This window comes from Paenibacillus sp. GL_099_B, from assembly GCF_057835695.1.
Genome location: NZ_CM174430.1, coordinates 149,342 through 169,855 on the forward strand (window position 1 = coordinate 149,342; position 20,514 = coordinate 169,855).

The 20,514-nt window shown below is 47.7% G+C and carries 19 protein-coding genes; all 19 read left to right on the forward strand.

Going from position 1 to position 20,514, the window contains the following annotated elements; genetic code table 11:
• Nucleotides 1-89 precede the first annotated feature (89 nt).
• The 19 genes from AC3ITG_RS00740 to AC3ITG_RS00830 all read left to right on the forward strand — a co-directional run bounded on the left by AC3ITG_RS00740 (nucleotide 90) and on the right by AC3ITG_RS00830 (nucleotide 20,455).
• A complete protein-coding gene (locus AC3ITG_RS00740) occupies nucleotides 90-1,214 on the forward strand; it encodes an ABC transporter ATP-binding protein (RefSeq protein WP_063566522.1) in 1,125 nt (374 codons plus the stop codon).
• Between the two features lie 262 nt (nucleotides 1,215-1,476).
• Nucleotides 1,477-2,415 carry an HPr(Ser) kinase/phosphatase gene (hprK, locus tag AC3ITG_RS00745; RefSeq protein ID WP_063566521.1) on the forward strand — a complete coding sequence of 313 codons (939 nt, stop codon included), beginning with the start codon at nucleotides 1,477-1,479 and terminating at the stop codon, nucleotides 2,413-2,415.
• Between the two features lie 126 nt (nucleotides 2,416-2,541).
• Nucleotides 2,542-3,579, forward strand: coding sequence for a prolipoprotein diacylglyceryl transferase (lgt, locus tag AC3ITG_RS00750; protein WP_079697259.1), 1,038 nt, complete (start codon nucleotides 2,542-2,544; stop codon nucleotides 3,577-3,579).
• 6 nt (nucleotides 3,580-3,585) lie between these two features.
• Nucleotides 3,586-4,236, forward strand: coding sequence for a pyrophosphatase PpaX (ppaX, locus tag AC3ITG_RS00755; protein WP_489252514.1), 651 nt, complete (start codon nucleotides 3,586-3,588; stop codon nucleotides 4,234-4,236).
• Nucleotides 4,233-4,760 carry an acyltransferase gene (locus tag AC3ITG_RS00760; RefSeq protein WP_413374435.1) on the forward strand — a complete coding sequence of 176 codons (528 nt, stop codon included), beginning with the start codon at nucleotides 4,233-4,235 and terminating at the stop codon, nucleotides 4,758-4,760. Before ppaX ends, AC3ITG_RS00760 begins: the two co-directional genes overlap by 4 nt.
• Before the next feature lie 476 nt (nucleotides 4,761-5,236).
• Complete coding sequence (locus AC3ITG_RS00765) at nucleotides 5,237-6,430, forward strand: ATP phosphoribosyltransferase regulatory subunit (protein ID WP_400349239.1); 1,194 nt, start codon at nucleotides 5,237-5,239, stop codon at nucleotides 6,428-6,430.
• A gap of 1 nt (nucleotide 6,431) precedes the next feature.
• Entirely contained in the window at nucleotides 6,432-7,091 is a 660-nt protein-coding gene (gene hisG / locus AC3ITG_RS00770) for an ATP phosphoribosyltransferase (RefSeq protein WP_489252515.1), read from the forward strand.
• 107 nt (nucleotides 7,092-7,198) lie between these two features.
• Nucleotides 7,199-8,503, forward strand: a complete 1,305-nt coding sequence (hisD, locus tag AC3ITG_RS00775) for a histidinol dehydrogenase (RefSeq protein WP_072735751.1) — start codon at nucleotides 7,199-7,201, stop codon at nucleotides 8,501-8,503.
• The gene (hisB, locus tag AC3ITG_RS00780) at nucleotides 8,496-9,125 is read left to right on the forward strand and encodes an imidazoleglycerol-phosphate dehydratase HisB (protein ID WP_063566514.1); all 630 of its coding nucleotides are present in this window, start codon (nucleotides 8,496-8,498) and stop codon (nucleotides 9,123-9,125) included. The genes hisD and hisB overlap by 8 nt, the downstream gene beginning before the upstream one ends.
• Nucleotides 9,126-9,128: 3 nt before the next feature.
• A complete protein-coding gene (gene hisH, locus AC3ITG_RS00785) occupies nucleotides 9,129-9,749 on the forward strand; it encodes an imidazole glycerol phosphate synthase subunit HisH (RefSeq protein ID WP_489252516.1) in 621 nt (206 codons plus the stop codon).
• A gap of 114 nt (nucleotides 9,750-9,863) precedes the next feature.
• Nucleotides 9,864-10,598, forward strand: a complete 735-nt coding sequence (hisA, locus tag AC3ITG_RS00790; RefSeq protein ID WP_489252517.1) for a 1-(5-phosphoribosyl)-5-[(5-phosphoribosylamino)methylideneamino]imidazole-4-carboxamide isomerase — start codon at nucleotides 9,864-9,866, stop codon at nucleotides 10,596-10,598.
• Nucleotides 10,599-10,666: 68 nt separating this feature from the next.
• The gene (gene hisF, locus AC3ITG_RS00795) at nucleotides 10,667-11,428 is read left to right on the forward strand and encodes an imidazole glycerol phosphate synthase subunit HisF (protein ID WP_489252518.1); all 762 of its coding nucleotides are present in this window, start codon (nucleotides 10,667-10,669) and stop codon (nucleotides 11,426-11,428) included.
• The gene (gene hisIE / locus AC3ITG_RS00800; RefSeq protein WP_489252519.1) at nucleotides 11,421-12,149 is read left to right on the forward strand and encodes a bifunctional phosphoribosyl-AMP cyclohydrolase/phosphoribosyl-ATP diphosphatase HisIE; all 729 of its coding nucleotides are present in this window, start codon (nucleotides 11,421-11,423) and stop codon (nucleotides 12,147-12,149) included. The genes hisF and hisIE overlap by 8 nt, the downstream gene beginning before the upstream one ends.
• Before the next feature lie 11 nt (nucleotides 12,150-12,160).
• Nucleotides 12,161-12,985, forward strand: coding sequence for a histidinol-phosphatase HisJ (gene hisJ / locus AC3ITG_RS00805; RefSeq protein ID WP_489252520.1), 825 nt, complete (start codon nucleotides 12,161-12,163; stop codon nucleotides 12,983-12,985).
• A gap of 81 nt (nucleotides 12,986-13,066) precedes the next feature.
• Nucleotides 13,067-14,014 carry a ribose-phosphate diphosphokinase gene (locus tag AC3ITG_RS00810; protein ID WP_063566509.1) on the forward strand — a complete coding sequence of 316 codons (948 nt, stop codon included), beginning with the start codon at nucleotides 13,067-13,069 and terminating at the stop codon, nucleotides 14,012-14,014.
• Nucleotides 14,015-14,305: 291 nt separating this feature from the next.
• On the forward strand, nucleotides 14,306-16,558 hold the full coding sequence (locus AC3ITG_RS00815) for a helix-turn-helix domain-containing protein (protein ID WP_489252521.1): 2,253 nt from the start codon (nucleotides 14,306-14,308) through the stop codon (nucleotides 16,556-16,558).
• 331 nt (nucleotides 16,559-16,889) lie between these two features.
• Nucleotides 16,890-18,491 carry an extracellular solute-binding protein gene (locus AC3ITG_RS00820; protein WP_489252522.1) on the forward strand — a complete coding sequence of 534 codons (1,602 nt, stop codon included), beginning with the start codon at nucleotides 16,890-16,892 and terminating at the stop codon, nucleotides 18,489-18,491.
• Between the two features lie 132 nt (nucleotides 18,492-18,623).
• Nucleotides 18,624-19,520 (forward strand): ABC transporter permease, encoded by an 897-nt coding sequence (locus AC3ITG_RS00825; protein ID WP_063566506.1) that lies wholly within the window; start codon nucleotides 18,624-18,626, stop codon nucleotides 19,518-19,520.
• A 62-nt stretch (nucleotides 19,521-19,582) separates the two neighbouring features.
• Nucleotides 19,583-20,455, forward strand: a complete 873-nt coding sequence (locus AC3ITG_RS00830) for a carbohydrate ABC transporter permease (protein ID WP_413374445.1) — start codon at nucleotides 19,583-19,585, stop codon at nucleotides 20,453-20,455.
• Nucleotides 20,456-20,514 lie beyond the last annotated feature (59 nt).

Sequence of the window (20,514 nt, forward strand, 5' to 3'; positions counted from 1 at the left end):
TTGCGAATAGTCAAACATCATGTAAATGGGTTAATATAAAACTACAAAATGTATTCGATTACAAAATGATCTCTGAGGAGGCAACAATCATGGCTGGTGTACGTTTAGAGCATATTTTCAAAAAATACCCGGGTTCTGATAAAGCTACAGTAGTTGATATTAACCTGGACATTAAAGATAAAGAGTTTCTGGTACTGGTAGGTCCGTCCGGTTGTGGTAAATCAACAACACTGCGTATGATCGCAGGCCTTGAGGAAATTTCTGAAGGTAAACTCTATATCGGCGACCGTGTCGTTAATGATGTTGCTCCTAAAGACCGCGATATCGCGATGGTATTCCAATCCTATGCCTTGTATCCGCATATGAGCGTATACCAAAACATGGCGTTTGGTCTGAAATTGCGTAAAGTGAAAAAAGATGAGATCGATAAACGTGTACGTGAAGCAGCTAGAATCCTGGATATTGAACATTTGCTTGAGCGTAAACCTAAGGCATTGTCCGGTGGTCAACGTCAGCGTGTCGCTCTGGGACGTGCGATCGTCCGTGATCCACAAGTATTCTTGATGGATGAGCCTCTCTCCAACTTGGATGCGAAACTGCGTGGTCAAATGCGTGCTGAGATCACTAAACTTGCGAAACGTTTGGAAACAACCGTTATCTACGTAACGCATGACCAGATCGAAGCAATGACAATGGGTGATCGAATCGTTGTTATGAAGGATGGTATCATCCAACAAGCAGCTTCTCCGGAAGAGCTTTACAACCTCCCTGCTAATCTGTTCGTAGCTGGTTTCATCGGTTCCCCGACAATGAACTTTATCTCGGGTAAATTGGCTGAGCAAGGTGCTAGCATGCATTTCGTAGCTCCTGGTGTGGACGTTGAAATCCCACAAGGTAAAGCACAAGTGCTGAAATCAAGAGGATACATTGGTAAAGAAGTCATTCTGGGTGTTCGTCCAGAAGACATTCACGAAGAGCCAGTATTCCTGGAAGCATCCCCGAACTCTGTATTCTCTACACACGTAGATGTAACAGAGAACCTGGGCCACGAAATGCTCCTCTACTTGAGCGGTGTAGGTAACGACACTACAATCGCACGTGTAGACGGACGTTCCAACACTCGTGACGGTTCCACAGTCAAAATGGCAATTGACATGAACAAAGTTCATATCTTTGACAAAGAGACTGAAGCAAACGTTCTTCTTCAAGACTAATAGTACTGAGATTCATCGGTAACGATGGAATCTATCAGTTAACGCAATCATACATTGTAATCTGAGCCCCTTCCGTTATTGCTGGAAGGGGCTTTTTACTCATACACGGGTGCAAGCCAAGATTGCATTCATCCCGGAATTCATTTAAGATTATTTGAAGGTTAGATGCTGTAACAAACAACATGAATGCGCTATTAATGCAATGGAATGACGCTAATGCTGATGTACATAGAGGGCAGCGAATGCTGAAAGGAAGAGACAAATGGCGAAAAAAGTGAAAGTATCTGAATTGGTACAACAGTTCCAATTGGAAGTTGTTTCTGGATCCCACGGATTGAAGAGAGTCATTACTGTAGACGATTTGAACCGTCCTGGTCTGGAAATGGCCGGTTATTTTGAATATCATCCACAAGAACGGGTACAGCTGCTTGGTAGAACAGAGCTGGCCTTTTTTGCAATGTTGCCGGAAGATGAGCGCCGTGATCGGATGCAGCGCCTTTGTACGGAAGAAACGCCATGTATCGTAGTAACCCGTGGACTTGAAGTGCCACAGGAACTGATTGACATCAGTGAAGAACAGAACCTTGCTGTGCTTCGCAGCAACATGGCTACAACGATTCTGTCCAGCCGGATTACTGGATTTCTGGAGAAGAAACTGGCGCCTACCGCAACGATTCACGGTGTACTCTGTGATGTGTATGGAGTAGGGATGTTAATCACTGGAAGCAGTGGCATTGGTAAGAGTGAGACTGCACTGGAACTGGTGAAACGTGGTCACCGATTGATCGCCGATGATGCGGTAGAAATTCGTCAGACATCAGACTTCCAGCTGCACGGAACTGCGCCAGAATTGATCCGTCACCTGCTTGAGATTCGTGGCGTCGGCATCATCAACGTAATGACATTGTTCGGTGCGGGCGCGGTTCGTAATAACAAACGGATTACACTGGTTGTCCGTCTGGAAGCTTGGCAGCAGGATAAGCAATATGATCGTCTTGGTCTGGATGAAGAAACGACACGCATCATTGATACAGATGTACCGCTTGTAACGATTCCTGTGCGTCCGGGACGGAACTTGGCTGTTATCATTGAAGTAGCGGGAATGAACTATCGCTTGAAACAGATGGGTCTGAATGCTGCGCTGCAATTTACGAACAAGCTGACAGCAACGATCTCTGAAGATATGGAAGACATGGACTAAGAAGAGAAGGACCTATTATATGATTAAAGGCCAATTGTTGATGTGTTCTACTTCTTTATAGAGTGTTGGAGACATGCAGCAATTGGTTATGCTTGTGAATGAGTCAATTTATAGGAGTGTGAATGAATGGATACATTATTACTGTTGAACCCGATTGCGTTCTCCATCGGAGCGTTAAAGGTTCACTGGTACGGGCTTATTCTCGGTACAGCGGCACTTGTAGGTTTGCTGCTCGTCATCCGGGAAGGCAAACGGTACAACATTCCGCAGGAAGTGTTCATGGACATGGTTCTGCTTGGTGTACCTTCTGCCATTATTGGTGCCCGCATATACTACGTGGCATTTCGATGGGACGATTATAAGGATAATTTCTGGGATGTCTTTAAAATATGGAATGGTGGTATCGCCATATATGGCGCACTGATTGGTGCGATCATATGTGCAGTCATTTTCTTCCGTCGTAAAGGGTATAATTTCTGGCGCATGGCGGATATCTGTGCACCCGGACTGATCGTTGGACAAATGATCGGACGCTGGGGTAACTTTGTAAACCAGGAAGCCTATGGCGGTCCTGTGGAAGAATCATTTTTGAGAGACAAGCTTCATCTGCCAGACTTTATCGTTAATCAGATGAATGTGGAAGGTGTATTCCATCATCCTGCATTTTTGTATGAATCGATGTGGAGTCTTGTTGGTTTGGTCATCTTGCTGGTGCTTCGTCGTCAGAAGTTCCTGCGTGCTGGTGAGCTGTTTATGTCCTATTTTATCTGGTACTCGATCGGTCGATTCTTTATCGAAGCGCTGCGTACCGACAGTCTGGGATTTCAGGCTCCGCAATGGGTTGCCTCCATGGTTAATGGGTTATGGTCTCCGATGACAGCTATGGGCTTCGAGCAAGGATATCTTGATCCAGCCTACGGTAACGTAAGAATTTCGCAGCTGTTGGCTATTGGCATCATTATTGTTGCGGTAGTCTTCATCGTCGTGAGAAGAATGACAGGCAAGGCAGATGTACGTTATAGCGATCCGATTGTATCTTCCAAGGTTCCTTCAGAATCATCGGATGATATGGTGCAAACAGGCCCGGTTGCAGGCAAAGAGGACACGGTAACTCCAGTCTCGACCAAAGAGGATCTGAAGCAAGCTGAAGAGAAAAAGGAGTAATGCAACATGATTGACACGGTTTTGTTTGATCTGGATGGAACGATTATCGATACGAATGAACTAATAATCAACTCTTTCCTTCATGTAATGGAGGATTTGCAATTATCAACCCCTTGGACACGCGAACAGATCATCCCACATATGGGAGGAACACTGGAGAATCAGATGCGTACGTTCTCTGGGAAAGAGGATGTTGCGGAGTATGTCAAAGGGTATCGAGCGTACAACGACGTTCATCATGAGGCGATGGTTCAGCCGTTTCCTCACGTGATTGAGGTTGTTGAAGCTCTTCATGAGGCAGGAATCGTGATGGGTGTTGTCACGACGAAGATTCGTCCATCTACTCTTAAGGTGCTGGAGCGCTTCGACCTGTTGAAGTATATGAAATCGATTGTGACGGTTACCGATGTAACAAATCCCAAACCGCATGCTGAACCGGTCCTAAAGGCGATCAAAGAGTTGGGTGCAGATCCTTCCAAAACTTTAATGGTGGGTGACAGCCCAGTCGATATTCAATCGGCACAGAACGCGGGTGCGCTGGCGGCAGGCGTAGCTTGGTCACTTAAGGGAGAGGCTGTATTGAGCGGCTATAACCCGGATTATATTTTGCACGACATGAAGGACTTGCTTAAGCTGATTGAAACGGAACGTTCATGAGAAAAGTAACCCGCTATCCCGTAGAAGGCCATAACGCACTTTGGCATATCTACAAGACAGTGAGTCCGTGGAAAGGCGTGCGTAATTTTATCTGGATTCAGTTGTCACGGTACTGCCCGATTCTATCGGTCAAGAACTGGATCTATCGTCGCATGCTCGGCATGAAGGTGGGTAAACATACGGCATTTGGATTGATGGTTATGGTTGATGTGTTCTTTCCGGAGAAAATTACGGTGGGCGAAAATTCCGTGATTGGTTACAACACCACGATCCTGGCTCACGAGTATCTTATTAAAGAGTACAGACTCGGTGAGGTGATTATCGGGGAAAATGTACTGATCGGTGCAAATTCAACCATCCTGCCGGGTGTGACCATCGGAGACGGTGCGGTTGTAGCTGCAGGAGCAGTTGTTCATAAGGATGTAGCTCCGGGGGCTTTTGTTGGAGGGAATCCACTTCGTGATCTGTCTCGCTCGAATGCTTCAGCGGAGGAGATCGTTGTAAAGGCTGATGAAAACAAATGATTTTGGGAGACGGCCTACGGACATATCTGAAAAGATCATCAACAAAGGATACGGAAATTAACCTGAATTGGTTCAGTCAGGGGAAGAGCAATAAGTCGAACTGACTGGAATAAGGAAGCTGCTGATGGCAGCTTTTTTCGTATACAAATAATTAGACTAATGCTCAGCAATGGGATCAAAATGGAGGATGTAGTACAAGCACCCCAAAGGGGCTGTATTGTTGACGATGGATGGCCATTCATGTTATCATATCCCATATACTTTAGTTTGTTAGCACTTTACCATGTTAAAGAAACAAGATGGAAGTTGAATATAGTTAAGATAAATGAACACGTACTAAACATTTTCTGAAGGCTGCCTGGCAGCAACAATAAGAATTCAGGTTACAAGATAGAATGGGGATTTACACTACATAAATCCTGTTGAAATAGAACGTCTACCAATCTTAAATTACTGACTCGGGGTGAATAATACCAATGTCCAAACCAAAAGGCTTTGAAAAACCGACAGGTTTTCGTGACTATACACCACATGTGGTGACCAAGCTGCGAACGATTGAGCGGAATGTACTGGAATGCATGGAACGCTGGGGTTACCGTCAAATCATTACGCCAACGATTGAATACTACGATACCGTAGGTGTAGCGAGTTCCACATCGGATCGCAAGCTGTTTAAATTATTGAACAGTCGCGGGACTACGCTCGTACTAAGATCAGATCTGACAGCTCCGATTGCACGGGTGGTCTCTTCTCTATTAAAGGATGAGGAGCTTCCTCTGCGTTTGTCCTATCATGCGAATGTGTTTCGTTCCATTGAAGAGGAAGCGGGGCGTGAGGCGGAATTTTTCCAAACAGGTGTAGAGCTTGTCGGTGATGATTCGCCAGAGGCAGATGCAGAAGTTGTAGCACTTGCGATCGCTTCTTTGCAGGCAGCGGGTGTTTCTTCCTTTAAAATTGCGATGGGTCATATGGGATTTCTGAATGGGTTACTGGAAGAAGTCATTCCGGGCCAAACGGTACAACAGGAGCAGTTGAAAGAAGGATTACTGGGACGTGATTATGTCGGCTATCGCCAATCCATTGAAGCATTGTATCTGGAACCGAAACTGAAGGAGCAGCTTGAAGCTATTTTGCGTCTGCGTGGCGGTAAAGAAGTATGTACACACGCAGCAGAGCTGAGTTCAAGTACTGAAGCAGCACAGTCCATTGCACATCTCTGTGCAGTATTCGAAGTGTTGGAAGCGTACGGTGTTTCTGAGCATGTGCTGATTGATCTGACGATGATTGGTGATTTCTCCTATTATACAGGCATGACGTTTGAAGGGTATGCGGCAGAGCTTGGATCCCCGGTATGCAGTGGCGGACGATATGATAATCTGTTACAGCAGTTTGGCCGTTCATTACCGGCTACAGGATTTGCACTCAAAACAAACCGTATTATCGATGGTGTTCATGGAATTACGATGGAAGAGAAGAAGCCTGTACTTATTCAATATACTTCGGAACACCGGGCTGAGGCTCTAACAGAGGCGGCGAGACTACGCAGCATTGGTCAGAATGTAGTAACATACCTCCTTCCTAAAGATGGGGCAGAGGCTCTAACAGGCAACAAGTCAATCCAGGCTGAGCAGGTTATCACGTACGGATCTGAAAATGGAGGGGGACGCTAAGATGTCGGATATTTTGAAGGTAGCTATGCCGAAGGGCCGAATCTATAAGAAAGCCTCCAAACTGTTCCGTGAAGCAGGGCTTGATATTCCGGAAGACGTGGACGATACGCGCAAGCTGGTCATCGAAGTGCCGGAAGCGGGGATGGAGTTCATCATGGCGAAGCCCGTAGACGTGCCAACGTATGTGGAGTATGGAGTAGCGGATATTGGCATAGTGGGTAAAGACGTTCTGCTTGAGGAAAATCGGGACGTATACGAATTGTTGAACTTGGGAATCGCCCAGTGCCGCATGTCTGTTATTGGACTACCGGACTGGACACCTGGCATTCAGCAGCGAGTGGCAACAAAGTACCCGAGAATCGCTTCCCAATATTTCCGCGAGCAAGGACAGCAGGTGGAAGTAATCAAACTGAACGGGTCCATCGAACTGGCGCCGCTGATCGGTTTGGCAGATCGAATCATCGATCTGGTGGAGACTGGCCAGACGTTGCGTGAGAATGGACTCGTGGAAATGACGGGTATTCTGGATATCACAAGCCGCCTTATTGCCAATCGGGTCAGCTATCGGATGAAGAATGCACGGATTCAAGCATTATGCGATGCTCTCCAACGGAAAATTCCAGCCTCGAATGAGGTGTCTTCGGGGATCTTTCGGGGATAAATCAAGCATGTAAGATGGAGCAGAAGTAACTAATCAATGATTGATCATATAGCATAAACGGATATTAGAGGTACCACAGGTAATACAGGGATAGGGAGGTTGTATTCATGAAAATTGTACCTGCACGGGAGTTTGATTTGAAGCGGGAAGTGGAATACGGTACACCTGAGCAAAATGAAGCGGTACGGCGCATTGTCAGCGACATTCGCCGGGAAGGAGATGCAGCACTGCTGCGTTACACAGAGCAGCTGGATCGCACGAAGCTGACGGCTGCGGAGCTTCGCGTGCCGCAGGAAGAGCTGCAAGCAGCCTATGCAGCTGTGGAGCCTTCCTTCGTGACGGCGATCCGTCAGGCCGCCGCTAACATTCGTGCGTTTCATGAGAAGCAGAAGCGCAACTCATGGATGGATTGGCAGCCGGACGGCAGTCTGCTGGGCCAGGTAATCCGACCGCTGAAGCGGGTCGGCGTTTATGTACCTGGCGGCAAAGCAGCGTACCCTTCGTCGGTGCTGATGAATGTGATTCCGGCACAGGTGGCTGGCGTGCCGGAGATTGTTTTGGTGACGCCGCCGTCAACAAATGGCGGTGAAGGTATTAACCCGTACATTCTCGTGGCTGCTGCGGAAGCAGGCGTAAGCGAGATGTATCGGGTTGGCGGCGCTCAGGCGATCGCCGCCCTCGCCTACGGCACGGAGAGTATTGCCCCGGTCGACAAGATCTGTGGACCGGGCAATATTTACGTGGCGCTCGCGAAGCGCGAGGTTTATGGCGCAGTCGATATCGATAGTATCGCCGGGCCGAGTGAGATTGTGGTACTCGCCGATGATACGGCGAATCCGGTATATGTCGCCGCCGACTTGTTGTCGCAGGCGGAGCACGACGAGATGGCATCGGCCATTCTCGTCACAACCTCGGCCGTGCTGGCGGAAGCCGTGCAGGCCGAAGTGCGGCAGCAGCTAGAAGTGCTGCCGCGGCGTGATATCGCTGCTGCTTCCGTGGAGCAGTATGGCGCAATTATTGTGGTCGATTCCATCGATGAGGGAATCGATGTGGTGAACCGGCTCGCACCGGAGCATCTGGAGATCATGGTGCAGGAGCCCATGGCTTACGCTGGCCGGATCGAGAATGCCGGAGCAATCTTCCTCGGCCCGTATAGTTCGGAGCCGGTAGGGGATTATTTTGCGGGACCGAATCACATTATTCCGACAAATGGAACAGCCCGATTCAGTTCACCTGTGGACGTGGATGATTTTATCAAAAAATCGAGTTTGATCTATTACAGCAAGGAAGCGTTACTCCAAAATGGAGCGGCGATTATAGAGCTGGCCCGGCATGAAGGGCTCGAAGGACACGCCCGTGCGATCGCTGTACGGTTAGAACAGGAAGGAAAGGCGGAATCGGATAATGGATAAGCAGAATAATGGTTTGGACCTTCAGAACAAGGGTGCTGTACGTCAGGCAGAGGTAGACCGTAAAACAAATGAAACGAACATTCAGCTTTCTTTTGCCGTAGATGGAACCGGGCAATCCGAGATTGAAACGGACGTACCTTTCCTGAATCATATGCTCGATCTGTTCACAAAGCATGGACAATTCGATCTGAACGTACAGGCGCGCGGCGATGTTGATATTGATGACCATCACACGGTGGAGGATATCGGGATTTGTCTGGGACAGACTCTTCGTGAAGCATTGGGTGACAAGAGGGGCATCAAACGTTATGCGAGTGTATTTGTACCGATGGATGAGGCTCTCGCTCAGGTAGTCATCGATGTCAGCAACCGCCCTCACTTTGAGTACCGTGCACAATACCCATCTCAGCAAGTGGGCAGCTTCTCAACCGAGCTGGTACATGAGTTTCTGTGGAAACTGGCGCTGGAAGCGCGCATTACATTGCACGTTATCGTACACTACGGACAAAATACACACCACATGATCGAGGCGATCTTCAAAGCACTGGGACGTGCACTGGATGAGGCAACAACGATTGATCCACGTGTAACAGGTGTGCCTTCCACGAAGGGAGTGCTGTAGACGATGGCGATTGCAATTGTCGATTACGGTATGGGGAACCTGCACAGCGTCGGCAAAGCGGTCGAACGTCTTGGCTACGAAGCGCTGGTCACAGGTGACCGGGACGCGATTCTTGGTGCAGATGGTGTGATTCTGCCAGGTGTAGGTGCATTTGGCGATGCCATGGTGCACTTGCGAGAGAGTGGATTGGACGCTGTGGTGAAGGAAGCGGCAGCTGGACCAACACCGCTTCTCGGCATCTGTCTGGGCATGCAGCTGTTGTTCAGCTCAAGTGAGGAGCATGGCGAGCATGATGGATTGAATATTTTGCCGGGTAAAGTCGTGCGATTCGCACCGGGAGAATTAAAGGTTCCACATATGGGCTGGAATCGAGTGCAGTTCCTGCACCCGGAAAATCCGCTATTCGCGGGGCTTGAGGCAGGTCATGTCTATTTTGTCCATTCATATCATGCACGTACGGACGTAGAGAGCGATCTATTGGCAGTAACGGATTACGGACATCCGGTTACGGCGATTGTTGGCAGAGGCTCCAATTTCGGTATGCAGTTCCACCCGGAGAAGAGCGGAGAGCTGGGTATGAAGCTGCTTGGAAACTTCCTGGCGTTGACTGGATCGAAGGCGTAATCATAATTTGGGATCATATGGTTTTTTAATTTCATCCTTCTAAAATAATACGTAGCTAAACTTATATAGAATGTAGCCTAGAGCACAAATATGAATATATTCAGGAGGCCTTGTATGTCATCTTTTATCATATATCCGGCAATTGATATCCGGGACGGCAAATGTGTAAGACTGGTGCAGGGAGATTACAATCAGGAGACGGTATATAACGATGACCCTGTTCAAGTTGCTCTTTCCTGGGAGAAGCAAGGTGGTACATACGTTCATCTGGTGGATCTGGACGGTGCAAAAGCAGGTCATCCCGTGAATGATGAGCTGATCGGGCGTATTGCTTCGGCCGTGAGCGTGCCTGTTCAGGTAGGTGGAGGTCTTCGTACAGTGGCTGATGTAGAACGTTTGCTGGGTCTCGGCGTGAGTCGCCTTATTATCGGAACAGCTGCGATTGAGGATCGTGCTTTTACAGAAGAAGTACTGGGTCGGTATGGAGATAAAGTTGCTATTGGTATTGATGCACGTAACGGCTATGTGGCGACACGTGGATGGCTTGAGACATCGGAAGTTCAGGCTGAGGTACTGGCGAAGGAGCTGGCTGCATTTGGTGCAGAAACCTTTATCTTCACAGACATCTCTCGTGATGGCATGATGCAGGGTCCTAACGTGGAAGCAATCGTATCTCTTGCGAAGGCGAGTGGCCGTACGGTGATTGCTTCCGGGGGAGTTAGTGTCATGGATGATCTGCTTCGTTTAAGCAAGCATGCGGAAGATGGTGTCGGAGGAGCAATCGTGGGCAAAGCGCTGTATACTGGCAGTATTGATCTGTCCGAAGCGGTACGTGCGGTAAATAAATAATAGCAGGACTATATATAATCAATTAAACATTTGCACGATAACGATCATCAGGAGAGAGGAGGAGGAGCATGCTGGCAAAAAGAATCATTCCTTGTCTGGACGTGAAGGACGGCCGGGTTGTCAAAGGCGTTAACTTCGTCAATCTCCGCGATGCGGGTGATCCGGTGGAGCTGGCGGCGCTGTATGACCGCGAGGGTGCGGACGAACTGGTGTTTCTCGATATCTCCGCTTCGGTGGAAGGCCGCGAAACGATGGAAGAAGTGGTGCGGCAAACCGCAGGCGAGATCGCCATTCCTTTTACCGTAGGTGGGGGGATCTCCAAAGTAGAAGACATGAAGCGCATTCTGCGTGCAGGAGCGGACAAGATTGCGGTAAATACGGCAGCTGTGCTTAATCCTCAGTTGATTGCAGACGGAGCACGCCGCTTTGGTTCCCAGTGTATCGTCGTTGCAATAGACGCCAAGTATAATGAGGCTTGGGGCGAATGGGAAGTGTATACGCATGGTGGACGTAAACCTTCAGGGATAAAGGCGCTGGACTGGGTTAAACAGGCGGAGACCTTAGGCGCTGGAGAAATTTTGCTGACAAGCATGGACGCGGACGGAACGAAGGACGGATTCGATCTGAAGCTGACTGCAGCGGTATCCGAATCAGTATGTATTCCGGTGATTGCTTCGGGCGGTGCGGGCAAGGAATCCCATTTCTATGATGTGTTCACTACAGGCAAAGCGGATGCAGGACTAGCGGCAACAATATTCCATTACAAAGAAATCGCCGTTCCGGCGTTAAAACAACATTTGAGAGAGCAAGGGGTGGAGATCCGTGACTAACGTAAGCAATGAGATCAAGGAGCAGTTATCCTTGGAACAGGTTGTGGAACACATTCGTTGGAGCGATGGTTTGGTACCTGCCATTGTGCAGGATACAGAGACGCGTCAAGTTCTGATGATGGCTTATATGAATCGGGAATCCCTGAAATTGTCGCTGGAATCCGGTGAAACGTGGTTCTGGTCACGCTCGCGTCAAGAGCTGTGGCATAAGGGCGCAACCTCAGGCAATGTACAGACAATCACTTCATTGAAATACGATTGTGATGGTGACACCTTGTTGGTTGAGGTGAAGCCGAAAGGACCTGCTTGCCACACCGGAGCAGTGACGTGTTTCCATAATGAAATCGTGGGCTTGCCAGAGCAATCCGCAGACCAGGCTTCAGGCGATTCTAATGCAACTACTGCAAGTGCTAGCTCCGAAAGCCGTTTTGAAGTACTGGCTGAACTGGAATCGGTCATTGCAGAGCGTGAACGTGAGCGTCCGGAAGGCGCATATACGACGTACCTGTTTGATAAAGGCGTTGATAAAATTCTGAAAAAAATCGGTGAAGAAGCGTCCGAGACGATCATTGCCGCCAAAAATAAAGACAATGACGAGCTTCGTCTTGAGGTCAGTGACCTGATGTACCACTTGCTGGTTCTGTTGCAAGAGCGCAAGCTGCCGCTGGATGACATCATGTCAGAGCTGAGCCGTCGCCACGAGCGGCCTCGCCGCGATTAGGAGGCGAACCTGTGCGTATAGACTATCATACACACCATGAGCGGTGTGGTCACGCTGTTGGCAAGCTGGAGGCTTATGTGCAGCGTGGAGTAGAGATTGGGCTGTCGCAGATTGGGCTTTCGGATCACATGCCTTTGCTGCATGTAGACCCTGCTCACTATTATCCTGAGATGGCGATGCCCATGGACGAGCTGCCGCGTTATGTGGAAGAGTGTTTTTCTCTGAAGGAGCGGTACCGTGGTCAGATCGATGTACGTGTCGGTCTCGAAGGCGATTATATTGAAGGCTGGGAGACAGAAATTCGGGCCATTATTGAGCGGTACCCATGGGACTATGTGATTGGATCGGTTCACTTTCTCGGGGAATGGGACATTACGGATTTTCGCCAGACCCATCATTGGGAAGGCAAAGACGTACTGGAAGTCTATCGTCAGTACTATGATGCTGTTAGCAAAGCAGCAGCTACGGGAATGTACGATATTATGGGTCATACGGATGTAATCAAACGCTTTGGCTTCACTCCGGCACCAGAGCAGACTGAAGAGCGTATAGCCCTTGAAAACGCAGCGCTGCAAGCTATCGCGAAAAGTGGCTGTGCCATGGAGCTCAATGCATCAGGATTATCGAAGCCATGTGCAGAGATGTTCCCTGGTCGCCGGATGTTAACGGAGGCCATTCAATTGGGGATTCCGCTGACGCTTGGCTCCGATGCACATGATCCGCTGAAGCTGGGGGATTATCTGCCTGAGGCCGAGGCGCTCTTGCGTGAGCTGGGCTGTACGGAGGTAGCCGTTTTTGAAGGCCGACAGCGCTCGTTCCTTTCTTTAAATGTATAAGGCAGTGGAGTATAATGAGGGTAGGAAATAACCTTTTTAGATAAAGGATTATATTGGGACTTCAACCCTCGGGAGGGCATTATGCAGCATTCGTTACGTATTTTTTCCGGTTCATCGAACCCTAAGCTGGCAGAACAGGTATGCGACAAGCTGGGTGTACAACTAGGCAAGATCAAACTGTCCCGGTTCAAGAGCGGAGAAATATACGTTCACTACGAAGAGACGATCCGCAACTGTGATGTGTTTCTGATACAATCATTATCTCATCCGATTAACGAGTTGTTCGTTGAACTGCTCGTCATGATTGATGCAGCCAAAAGGGCTTCTGCCCGTACGGTAAATATTATTGTTCCTTATTACGGATATGCCCGTCAGGAACGCAAGTCTGCTCCGCGTGAGCCGATCTCGGCCAAGATGGTTGCGGATGTGTTAACTACCGCCGGAGCAAACCGGGTGGTTACCATTGATCTGCATGCAGCGGCAATTCAAGGATTTTTCAATATTCCTGTGGATCACATGACATCATTGGATCTCATCAGTGATTATTTGCTGAGTAAAGGGATTGAAAATCCAGTAGTTGTCTCCCCTGATGCGGGACGAGCTTCGATGGCGGAGAAACTGGCGAATCGTCTGGATTCCCCTTTTGCCATTATGATCAAGAAGCGGCCAAGCCACAATGAATCGATCATTACGCATGTCATTGGGGATGTTGAGGGTCGAACTCCGATTATTATTGAGGATCTGATCGATACTGGAACGACAATTCTCAATGTTGTTGAAGGGTTGAAGGAGCGAGGCTCCAAAAACGTATATGTATGCGCAACACATGGCCTGTTCTCGGACGGAGCACTAAGTAAACTCAATCACCCGTCTATAGCCGAGGTGGTGGTCACAGACTCCATCGCACTGCCGGATGACCATCCCGAATGCTTCAAAGTGTTGCCCGTAGCTCCAATGCTTGCCCGTGCTGTTCGCATTATTGTGGATGGTGGCTCCATGGCGACGTTGTTTAAAGATTCAGGGATTTAATCATGCAGCACAGATTTGTGTGAATCCAGGTGTACTGTACCGTGTTTGAGTAGTTTGCTGCTCAGCACGGTTTTTATTTTTTATGTTGGATTAGGATAGAGATGCGGATGAGTTAAGGAAAAGGAGAGAGTCGTTACTGATTTGCTACCTGGGGGCTTGTGCTATAATAACTTAAAATTGATTTTATGGCTGCGTGTATGGGGAATTCAATCCCAGAGATGTAACTGATGTGATGAACAGTAGAACCACGGCTATTATACAACGGTGTCGTGGAGTGAGGAGTGGGGTCTATTGTCCCGGACTTGGTATTATCGTTTACTGTTTTCTTATTTTCCTATTTTCTTTCTTACCATGACCGTACTCATTTTTATCGCTTTTGTTTTCATTAATGACATCTCCAGGGAAGAAACAAGGAAAGCAGACCGTATCTCCTCCAGCTATTTGGTGGACAGTCTGGACCGGACGATCCGGGATATTGAGTTGTCGGTTATGGAAGCGGTGCAGAGTGAGCAGGCCTATAAATATTATTTTAATAGCCAGAACCAGGTGGGCAAAGAGACCGTGTATAGCATTGCACAAAGCTTGCGTGAGCTGACGAGTTCCAACCCTTGGATCCAATCGATTTATTTGTATGACAAGAAAAATGAAAGCGTTTTAACATCAAGCGGCTCCAAGGATGTAGATAGCTTTTCAGACAAGGCGTGGATCGACCGGATCGAGTCCGGTTCTCTTTCTTCAGGCTGGCAACCTGTCAGGGAATACGATGCAGGAGTTAATCAGCGTACGCCTATTCGGGTGTTGACGGTGGATAAGGATATGCCCTTGCCATTCGGCTCCGAGGGGGCGCTTGTCATTAATATCAAGATGAGCAGCATTGAGCAGAGCATTGATAGTATGGTTAATGGACAGCTTTCCTTCATGAGCATTCTTGACCGTGACGGTCAGGTTGTATACGATGCGCATTCAGATCGTGAAGGTGCTGCAGAAGGACAAGAGCTGAACACCCTTTCGCTGGAAAGATTGGGTTGGACGATCTCCAGTGGAATTAAGGAGGGGAACCTGTATGCTTGGGTATCGGTGGTTTCCTATGTATGGGTGGTTATTGCGGTTGTTACCGTCATTTGTGCGATCGTCTATATTATCTATATCACTCGTCGCAACTATAAACCGATTCAGATTATTATGAATCGGATTGAGGCGCATCAGATTCGGGTGCTGGAGCAATCGGGTTCACGGACCGATGAGATGAAATTGATTGATGGCGTGTTGGAAAACCTAATAAACCATATGATGGATTCGGACAAAAAGAGTAGGGAAAACGTTCTGTTGCAACGAAGCAAACTTTTTAACGATCTGCTGAATGGGGAGAATCTGGATCATGCGGTAGAGCGATTAAAGGATCTTTCCCCGTTAACTGGCGTGGATACTTCGTCATTCTTCGCTGTTGTGGTTGGCGAAATCAACCGATATGAGAAGGGATTCCAGGAACGGTTTACGAGAGGTGAGCAGAATACACTCAAATTTGCGTTGATGAATGTTCTGCAAGAGCTCTCGCGCAATGCGGGTATGCAATGCTGGACGGAATGGGTCAGCCCGGATCAGATTGCGATCCTTTTCCTGTCCAAAGACGGCAGCTCGGACATGACTGAGCAGATTCGCTTAGTTGCGGAGGAATGCCGATCTTGGGTTGAGCAGAATCTGCGTATATCATTGAGTTTCGGTATCGGACCGATCGCAGAGGGCATCAAGGCTATTCGTGAATCATACGTGGCGGCTGAGACTGTGATGCACCGCAGATTGCTGAGGGACGGTGATGTCGCTCTGGCCGGGTATGGAGAAACCCAGCAGCAGCTACTTGATACCTATACTTATTTGCAGATGATTGCTGATTTTGTTAAACGGTTTAGGATGTCGAGCAGTCAGTGGCGTGATCAACTGGAGGAGACCTTCGCGGCTTTTGAACGTGATAAGCTGCCAGATGATGAGATTCACTCCTTGATTCAGGCGATGCTACAGATGCTCAGCCGGGAAGTAGCGGTCATGTCTGAACAGCTGCAGGAGAAATTATCGGAGGAAAACATAAACAAGTGGTTGATGCTGATAAAAGAAGCGGAGACACTTGAAGGTGTGAAAGACATTCTTTTAGATGACCTAACGGATCTGTTCAGAACTTATGTGTCGGTAACTGAAACCAAGAGCTACAAAGCAATGGTCAATGAAATGAAAAACTATATCGAAGAACAGTTTGCGAATCCTGATCTTTCGCTGAAACATCTGAGTGATCGATTCCAGATAACCGGCAAACATGCGAGTTATTTGTTCAAGACAGAGTTCAATATGAAATTTGTAGACTTCCTTACAGAATTACGGATGAAGGAAACGGAGCGTCTTCTGCGGAGTACGGATCTTTCCCTGCAGGACATTGCCTTGAAGGTGGGGTATGCCAATGGAATTACCTTGGGACGTGTATTTAAACGGGTTGAGGGTATTACTCCGGGAGACTATCGCCGTATGAAACGTGAACATCACGATCCCGAGTCGTAATTCAAAGGCCCATGCTACGCATTATATCGTGCTAAGCACAGGGTGGAATTCATGCAGGCTTCTCTCAGGAGAAGCAATGCAGGAGTCCGCCTTTTTTGCTTATAGTGTAAACCTGTATTCCGCTTAAAGTCTGCGCTTATGCAAGAAACCCTTGATTTACGCTATTTGTGGCCCCTTTACGAATATAGTCAGTCTGCGAAAATCGTCGCTCGGGATAAACCATTATCCTTATGTAAGCGTTTCCGAAACGAGTTTATTGCCAGAGCACGGAAAGATGTGGAATACTCTGGGCAAGCTTTAAACATTCACGCAATGCTAAGGAGATGACAAAATGACAGGAAAAGCAACCAAAGGGAGTCTAAAGAAATGGATGGGATTGGCGCTTACTATGGTAATGGGAGTTTCCTTGCTAGCCGGCTGTTCATCTGCATCGAATCAGGAATCAGAAGGCAGTGCATCAGGCAATGGCGAGCATGTCACTTTAAAAGTGGAGGTGTTTGATCGCGGCAATAGTCCTTCCCCTTATACCATTACGAATAACTATTTGTCCAAACTGATACAGGAACGGTTCGGCGACCCGAATAACATTGATATACAATTCGTACCGATTCAGCGCTCGGAGGAAGTAACAAAGCTGAATGTCCTAATGGCGAGTAATACGGATGTTCCGGATATTGTATTTGTATATGACTCAAGTGTATTTTATCGTTACGCCGAACAAGGCGGTCTGACTGATGTGGGAGAGTTGATTGATCAATACGGACCAAACCTGAAAAAATTCCTTGGCGAGGACACCCTTAAGTTTGGTCAATTAGAGGGCCAGCAGTTCGCAGTTCCTGGCAAACGTGCCATCACAGGCAGATATAGCTCTTATATTCGTCAGGATTGGCTGGATAAACTGGGATTGCCAGTACCGAAGACGACGGATGAATTGTATACCACTTTGAAAGCATTTAAAGAGAAGGACCCTGGTGGACTTGGTAGCAAAAACATTCCAATGGGAATGGCACTGGCGCCAGCTCAGTTCGAGACTCTAATCTACTCATTTATCAAGCCAATCAGCGGGGATCTGACTTATGCCCAACGTTATGAATTGCCTCTCCATGAAGGCTTCAAGGATGCCATGAAGTTCATGAACAAGCTATACAATGAAGGTTTGATCAGCAAGGACTTCAGTTTGGATGAAGATAAGGCTCAACTGGTGAAGGATGTACAGAACGGCAACATTGGCTATTGGTCTGAGGATGTCGACGCCATCTTCTATGCAGATGGCACACTGGATAATTTGCTTAAAAATGCGCAGGGCAGTAAAGTGCTTCCGGTCGATGCATATACCAACGCTAACGTAGACAACAAACATATCAAATCCCGTTACGGCTCAAACGGCATGTACATCATGATTCCGAAGAGCAGCAAACGTTCGGTGGAAGCAATTAAATATTTGGATTGGATGGCATCAGACAATAACCTGATTGATATTTACAGCGGCGTGGAAGGAGAGAACTATGATCTGGTAGACGGAATTCCTGTTGTCAAAGAGGATGCTTCACAGGAAGCGAAGGATCGTCTGTTCAACGCAGGGGATACAGCTATTATCTCAAACGGTAAAAATATCGGTGATCAGGCTACCAACGAAAAAGCGTGGATCATGGGCTTCCCGCAAAATAATCAGGAAATGCTCAAACAGTCGATTGATATTGCCAACACCGACACGGTAGGACCCATCATTTTTGACAAACCGATTCAGGCAGAGATGAAGTACAGCACGGCGCTCAAAGATAAGCTTAATGTCATTATCGTAAAAACAGCAATGGCTAAACCGGAAGAGTTCGACGCAGTGTATGAACGGGAAATGAATGATTTCATGTCCCTGGGTGGCACAGAACTGAAGAAGGAACTGGATCAAGCGGTTCAGGAGCTTGCTGCGAAATAGTAGTCGGAGATATGTATGAACGTACGAATCCAAAGAACACAAGCTTGATATCGCATCATTCATGAAGGGACTTGTGCCGTCGGCTGAGGTTAAGGCGGCACAGTGTTTCTTCGTTGTTAGGAGGAGACCGACTTGACCGCATACTTGAAGAGGTATTGGCAATTATACGCGTTGATTTCACTGCCCCTCATCTATTTCGTGGTGTTCCGCTACGGACCGATGTATGGCGTTCAGATCGCATTTAAGGATTTTAATCTGTTTCAAGGTATTAACGGCAGTGAGTGGATCGGTTTTGATGCCTTTCGTGAGGTATTCGGGATGCGAGATTTCTACACCACGTTGCGCAACACCTTTATGCTGAATTTTCTTGATCTGATCGTTTCGTTTCCTGCTCCCATTATATTAGCCATCATGCTCTATGAAATCCGGTTTAAATGGTTTCAAAAAATATCGCAGACGATTCTGTATATCCCTCACTTTATTTCGTGGGTCATTATAGGGGGAATTGTGTACCAGTTATTCGGTAACCAATCCGGTATGGTAAACGGTGTACTTGAAAGTATGGGTTTAAATCCGATACCATTTTTGACGGAAAAAAACCCATGGCTCGTGACCTACCTGTTCACTGGTGTCTGGCAAAGTGCAGGCTGGGGAACTATTCTATATCTGGCTGCGCTGACGGGTGTTAATAAGGAACTGTTCGAAGCGGCAGAGATTGATGGAGCGACGCGGCTGAAGAAAATCTGGCATATAACCCTACCAAGCATCAAGCCCACCATCGTAACTCTGCTCATTCTTAATTTGGGTCACATGGTCAGCATCGGCTTTGATCGTCCTTATATTATCGGAAATACGGCAGTACGTGAATATTCCGATGTGCTCAGTACCTTTGTATACCGGGTCGGGCTGGAATCGGGGCAATATACGCTGGCAACCGTCGTTGGACTGTTCCAGGCAGTCGTTGGACTTATATTTGTACTCGGTTCGAACTATATATCGAAAAAGACAACAGGTGAAGGAATTCTTTAAAAGAACAGAAGGTACGCTAAGCTGCTTTATATGTATACCATCAGTAAAGGAGTTGTGCGCATATGAGTGAACGCACCTCAAACCGGATTTTTGATACCGTTATCATCCTGTTTATTAGCTTGTTCGTCGTGTTCTGTCTCGCTCCGTTTCTGCACACGATTGCCATATCATTAAGCTCCAATCGTGCCATTACATCGGGTGAAGTCACCATTTTTCCTAAGGAGTTCAATTGGGATGCGTATGTCAAGGTGTTCTCGGATCATTCGATGCTGTATTCCCTGGGATATACAACCCTCTTGACGATCGCGACAACAGTGTTATGCATGGTGTTCACAATCGCAGCTGCATACCCATTGACCAAGAAAAAAATGAAGGGCCGCAAGCTCTTCATGTACGTGATCATCATTACGATGTTCTTTAGCGGGGGGATCATTCCCGAGTACTTGCTCATTCGTGACCTGCACTTACTTAATTCGCCGTGGGCGCTAATTCTGCCAGGTCTGGTCAGTCCATTTAACCTGATTATCCTGATCTCATTTTTCAATGGTATACCAGAAAGTCTGGAGGAGTCGGCTGAAATTGATGGCAGTTCACATCTGCACACACTGTTGAAAATCATATTGCCGCTGTCGATGCCGGTCATGGCAACTTTAGCGTTGTTCTATGCTGTTGGACGCTGGAATGGCTTCCAGGATTCCCTGATGTACATTAATGATCCTAAGCTGTACCCACTTCAGCTCAAACTGTTCCAAATGGTGCAAAACAACATGGTGAGTGAGCTCACACAGATGGAAGGTGCCAATCGCGCTCCATTAACCCCGGAAAGTCTTAAGGCTGCCACCGTTATTTTTGCAACCGTACCGATTCTGCTCGTCTATCCATGGCTGCAAAAATATTTTGTTAGCGGTGCCATGCTTGGAGCAGTTAAGGGCTGATCGTAGGTTTTCTTAAGCCAATCGTGATTAACCAAATGACAGAGTTACTGCGCCGAATA

Excerpts from the sequence above, each read along its gene's own strand:
- AC3ITG_RS00740 (WP_063566522.1), top strand. The coding sequence starts at position 90 with ATGGCTGGTGTACGTTTAGAGCATATTTTCAAAAAATACCCGGGTTCT.
- hprK (WP_063566521.1), top strand. The coding sequence starts at position 1,477 with ATGGCGAAAAAAGTGAAAGTATCTGAATTGGTACAACAGTTCCAATTG.
- lgt (WP_079697259.1), top strand. The coding sequence starts at position 2,542 with ATGGATACATTATTACTGTTGAACCCGATTGCGTTCTCCATCGGAGCG.
- ppaX (WP_489252514.1), top strand. The coding sequence starts at position 3,586 with ATGATTGACACGGTTTTGTTTGATCTGGATGGAACGATTATCGATACG.
- AC3ITG_RS00760 (WP_413374435.1), top strand. The coding sequence starts at position 4,233 with ATGAGAAAAGTAACCCGCTATCCCGTAGAAGGCCATAACGCACTTTGG.
- AC3ITG_RS00765 (WP_400349239.1), top strand. The coding sequence starts at position 5,237 with ATGTCCAAACCAAAAGGCTTTGAAAAACCGACAGGTTTTCGTGACTAT.
- hisG (WP_489252515.1), top strand. The coding sequence starts at position 6,432 with ATGTCGGATATTTTGAAGGTAGCTATGCCGAAGGGCCGAATCTATAAG.
- hisD (WP_072735751.1), top strand. The coding sequence starts at position 7,199 with ATGAAAATTGTACCTGCACGGGAGTTTGATTTGAAGCGGGAAGTGGAA.
- hisB (WP_063566514.1), top strand. The coding sequence starts at position 8,496 with ATGGATAAGCAGAATAATGGTTTGGACCTTCAGAACAAGGGTGCTGTA.
- hisH (WP_489252516.1), top strand. The coding sequence starts at position 9,129 with ATGGCGATTGCAATTGTCGATTACGGTATGGGGAACCTGCACAGCGTC.
- hisA (WP_489252517.1), top strand. The coding sequence starts at position 9,864 with ATGTCATCTTTTATCATATATCCGGCAATTGATATCCGGGACGGCAAA.
- hisF (WP_489252518.1), top strand. The coding sequence starts at position 10,667 with ATGCTGGCAAAAAGAATCATTCCTTGTCTGGACGTGAAGGACGGCCGG.
- AC3ITG_RS00810 (WP_063566509.1), top strand. The coding sequence starts at position 13,067 with ATGCAGCATTCGTTACGTATTTTTTCCGGTTCATCGAACCCTAAGCTG.
- AC3ITG_RS00820 (WP_489252522.1), top strand. The coding sequence starts at position 16,890 with ATGACAGGAAAAGCAACCAAAGGGAGTCTAAAGAAATGGATGGGATTG.
- AC3ITG_RS00830 (WP_413374445.1), top strand. The coding sequence starts at position 19,583 with ATGAGTGAACGCACCTCAAACCGGATTTTTGATACCGTTATCATCCTG.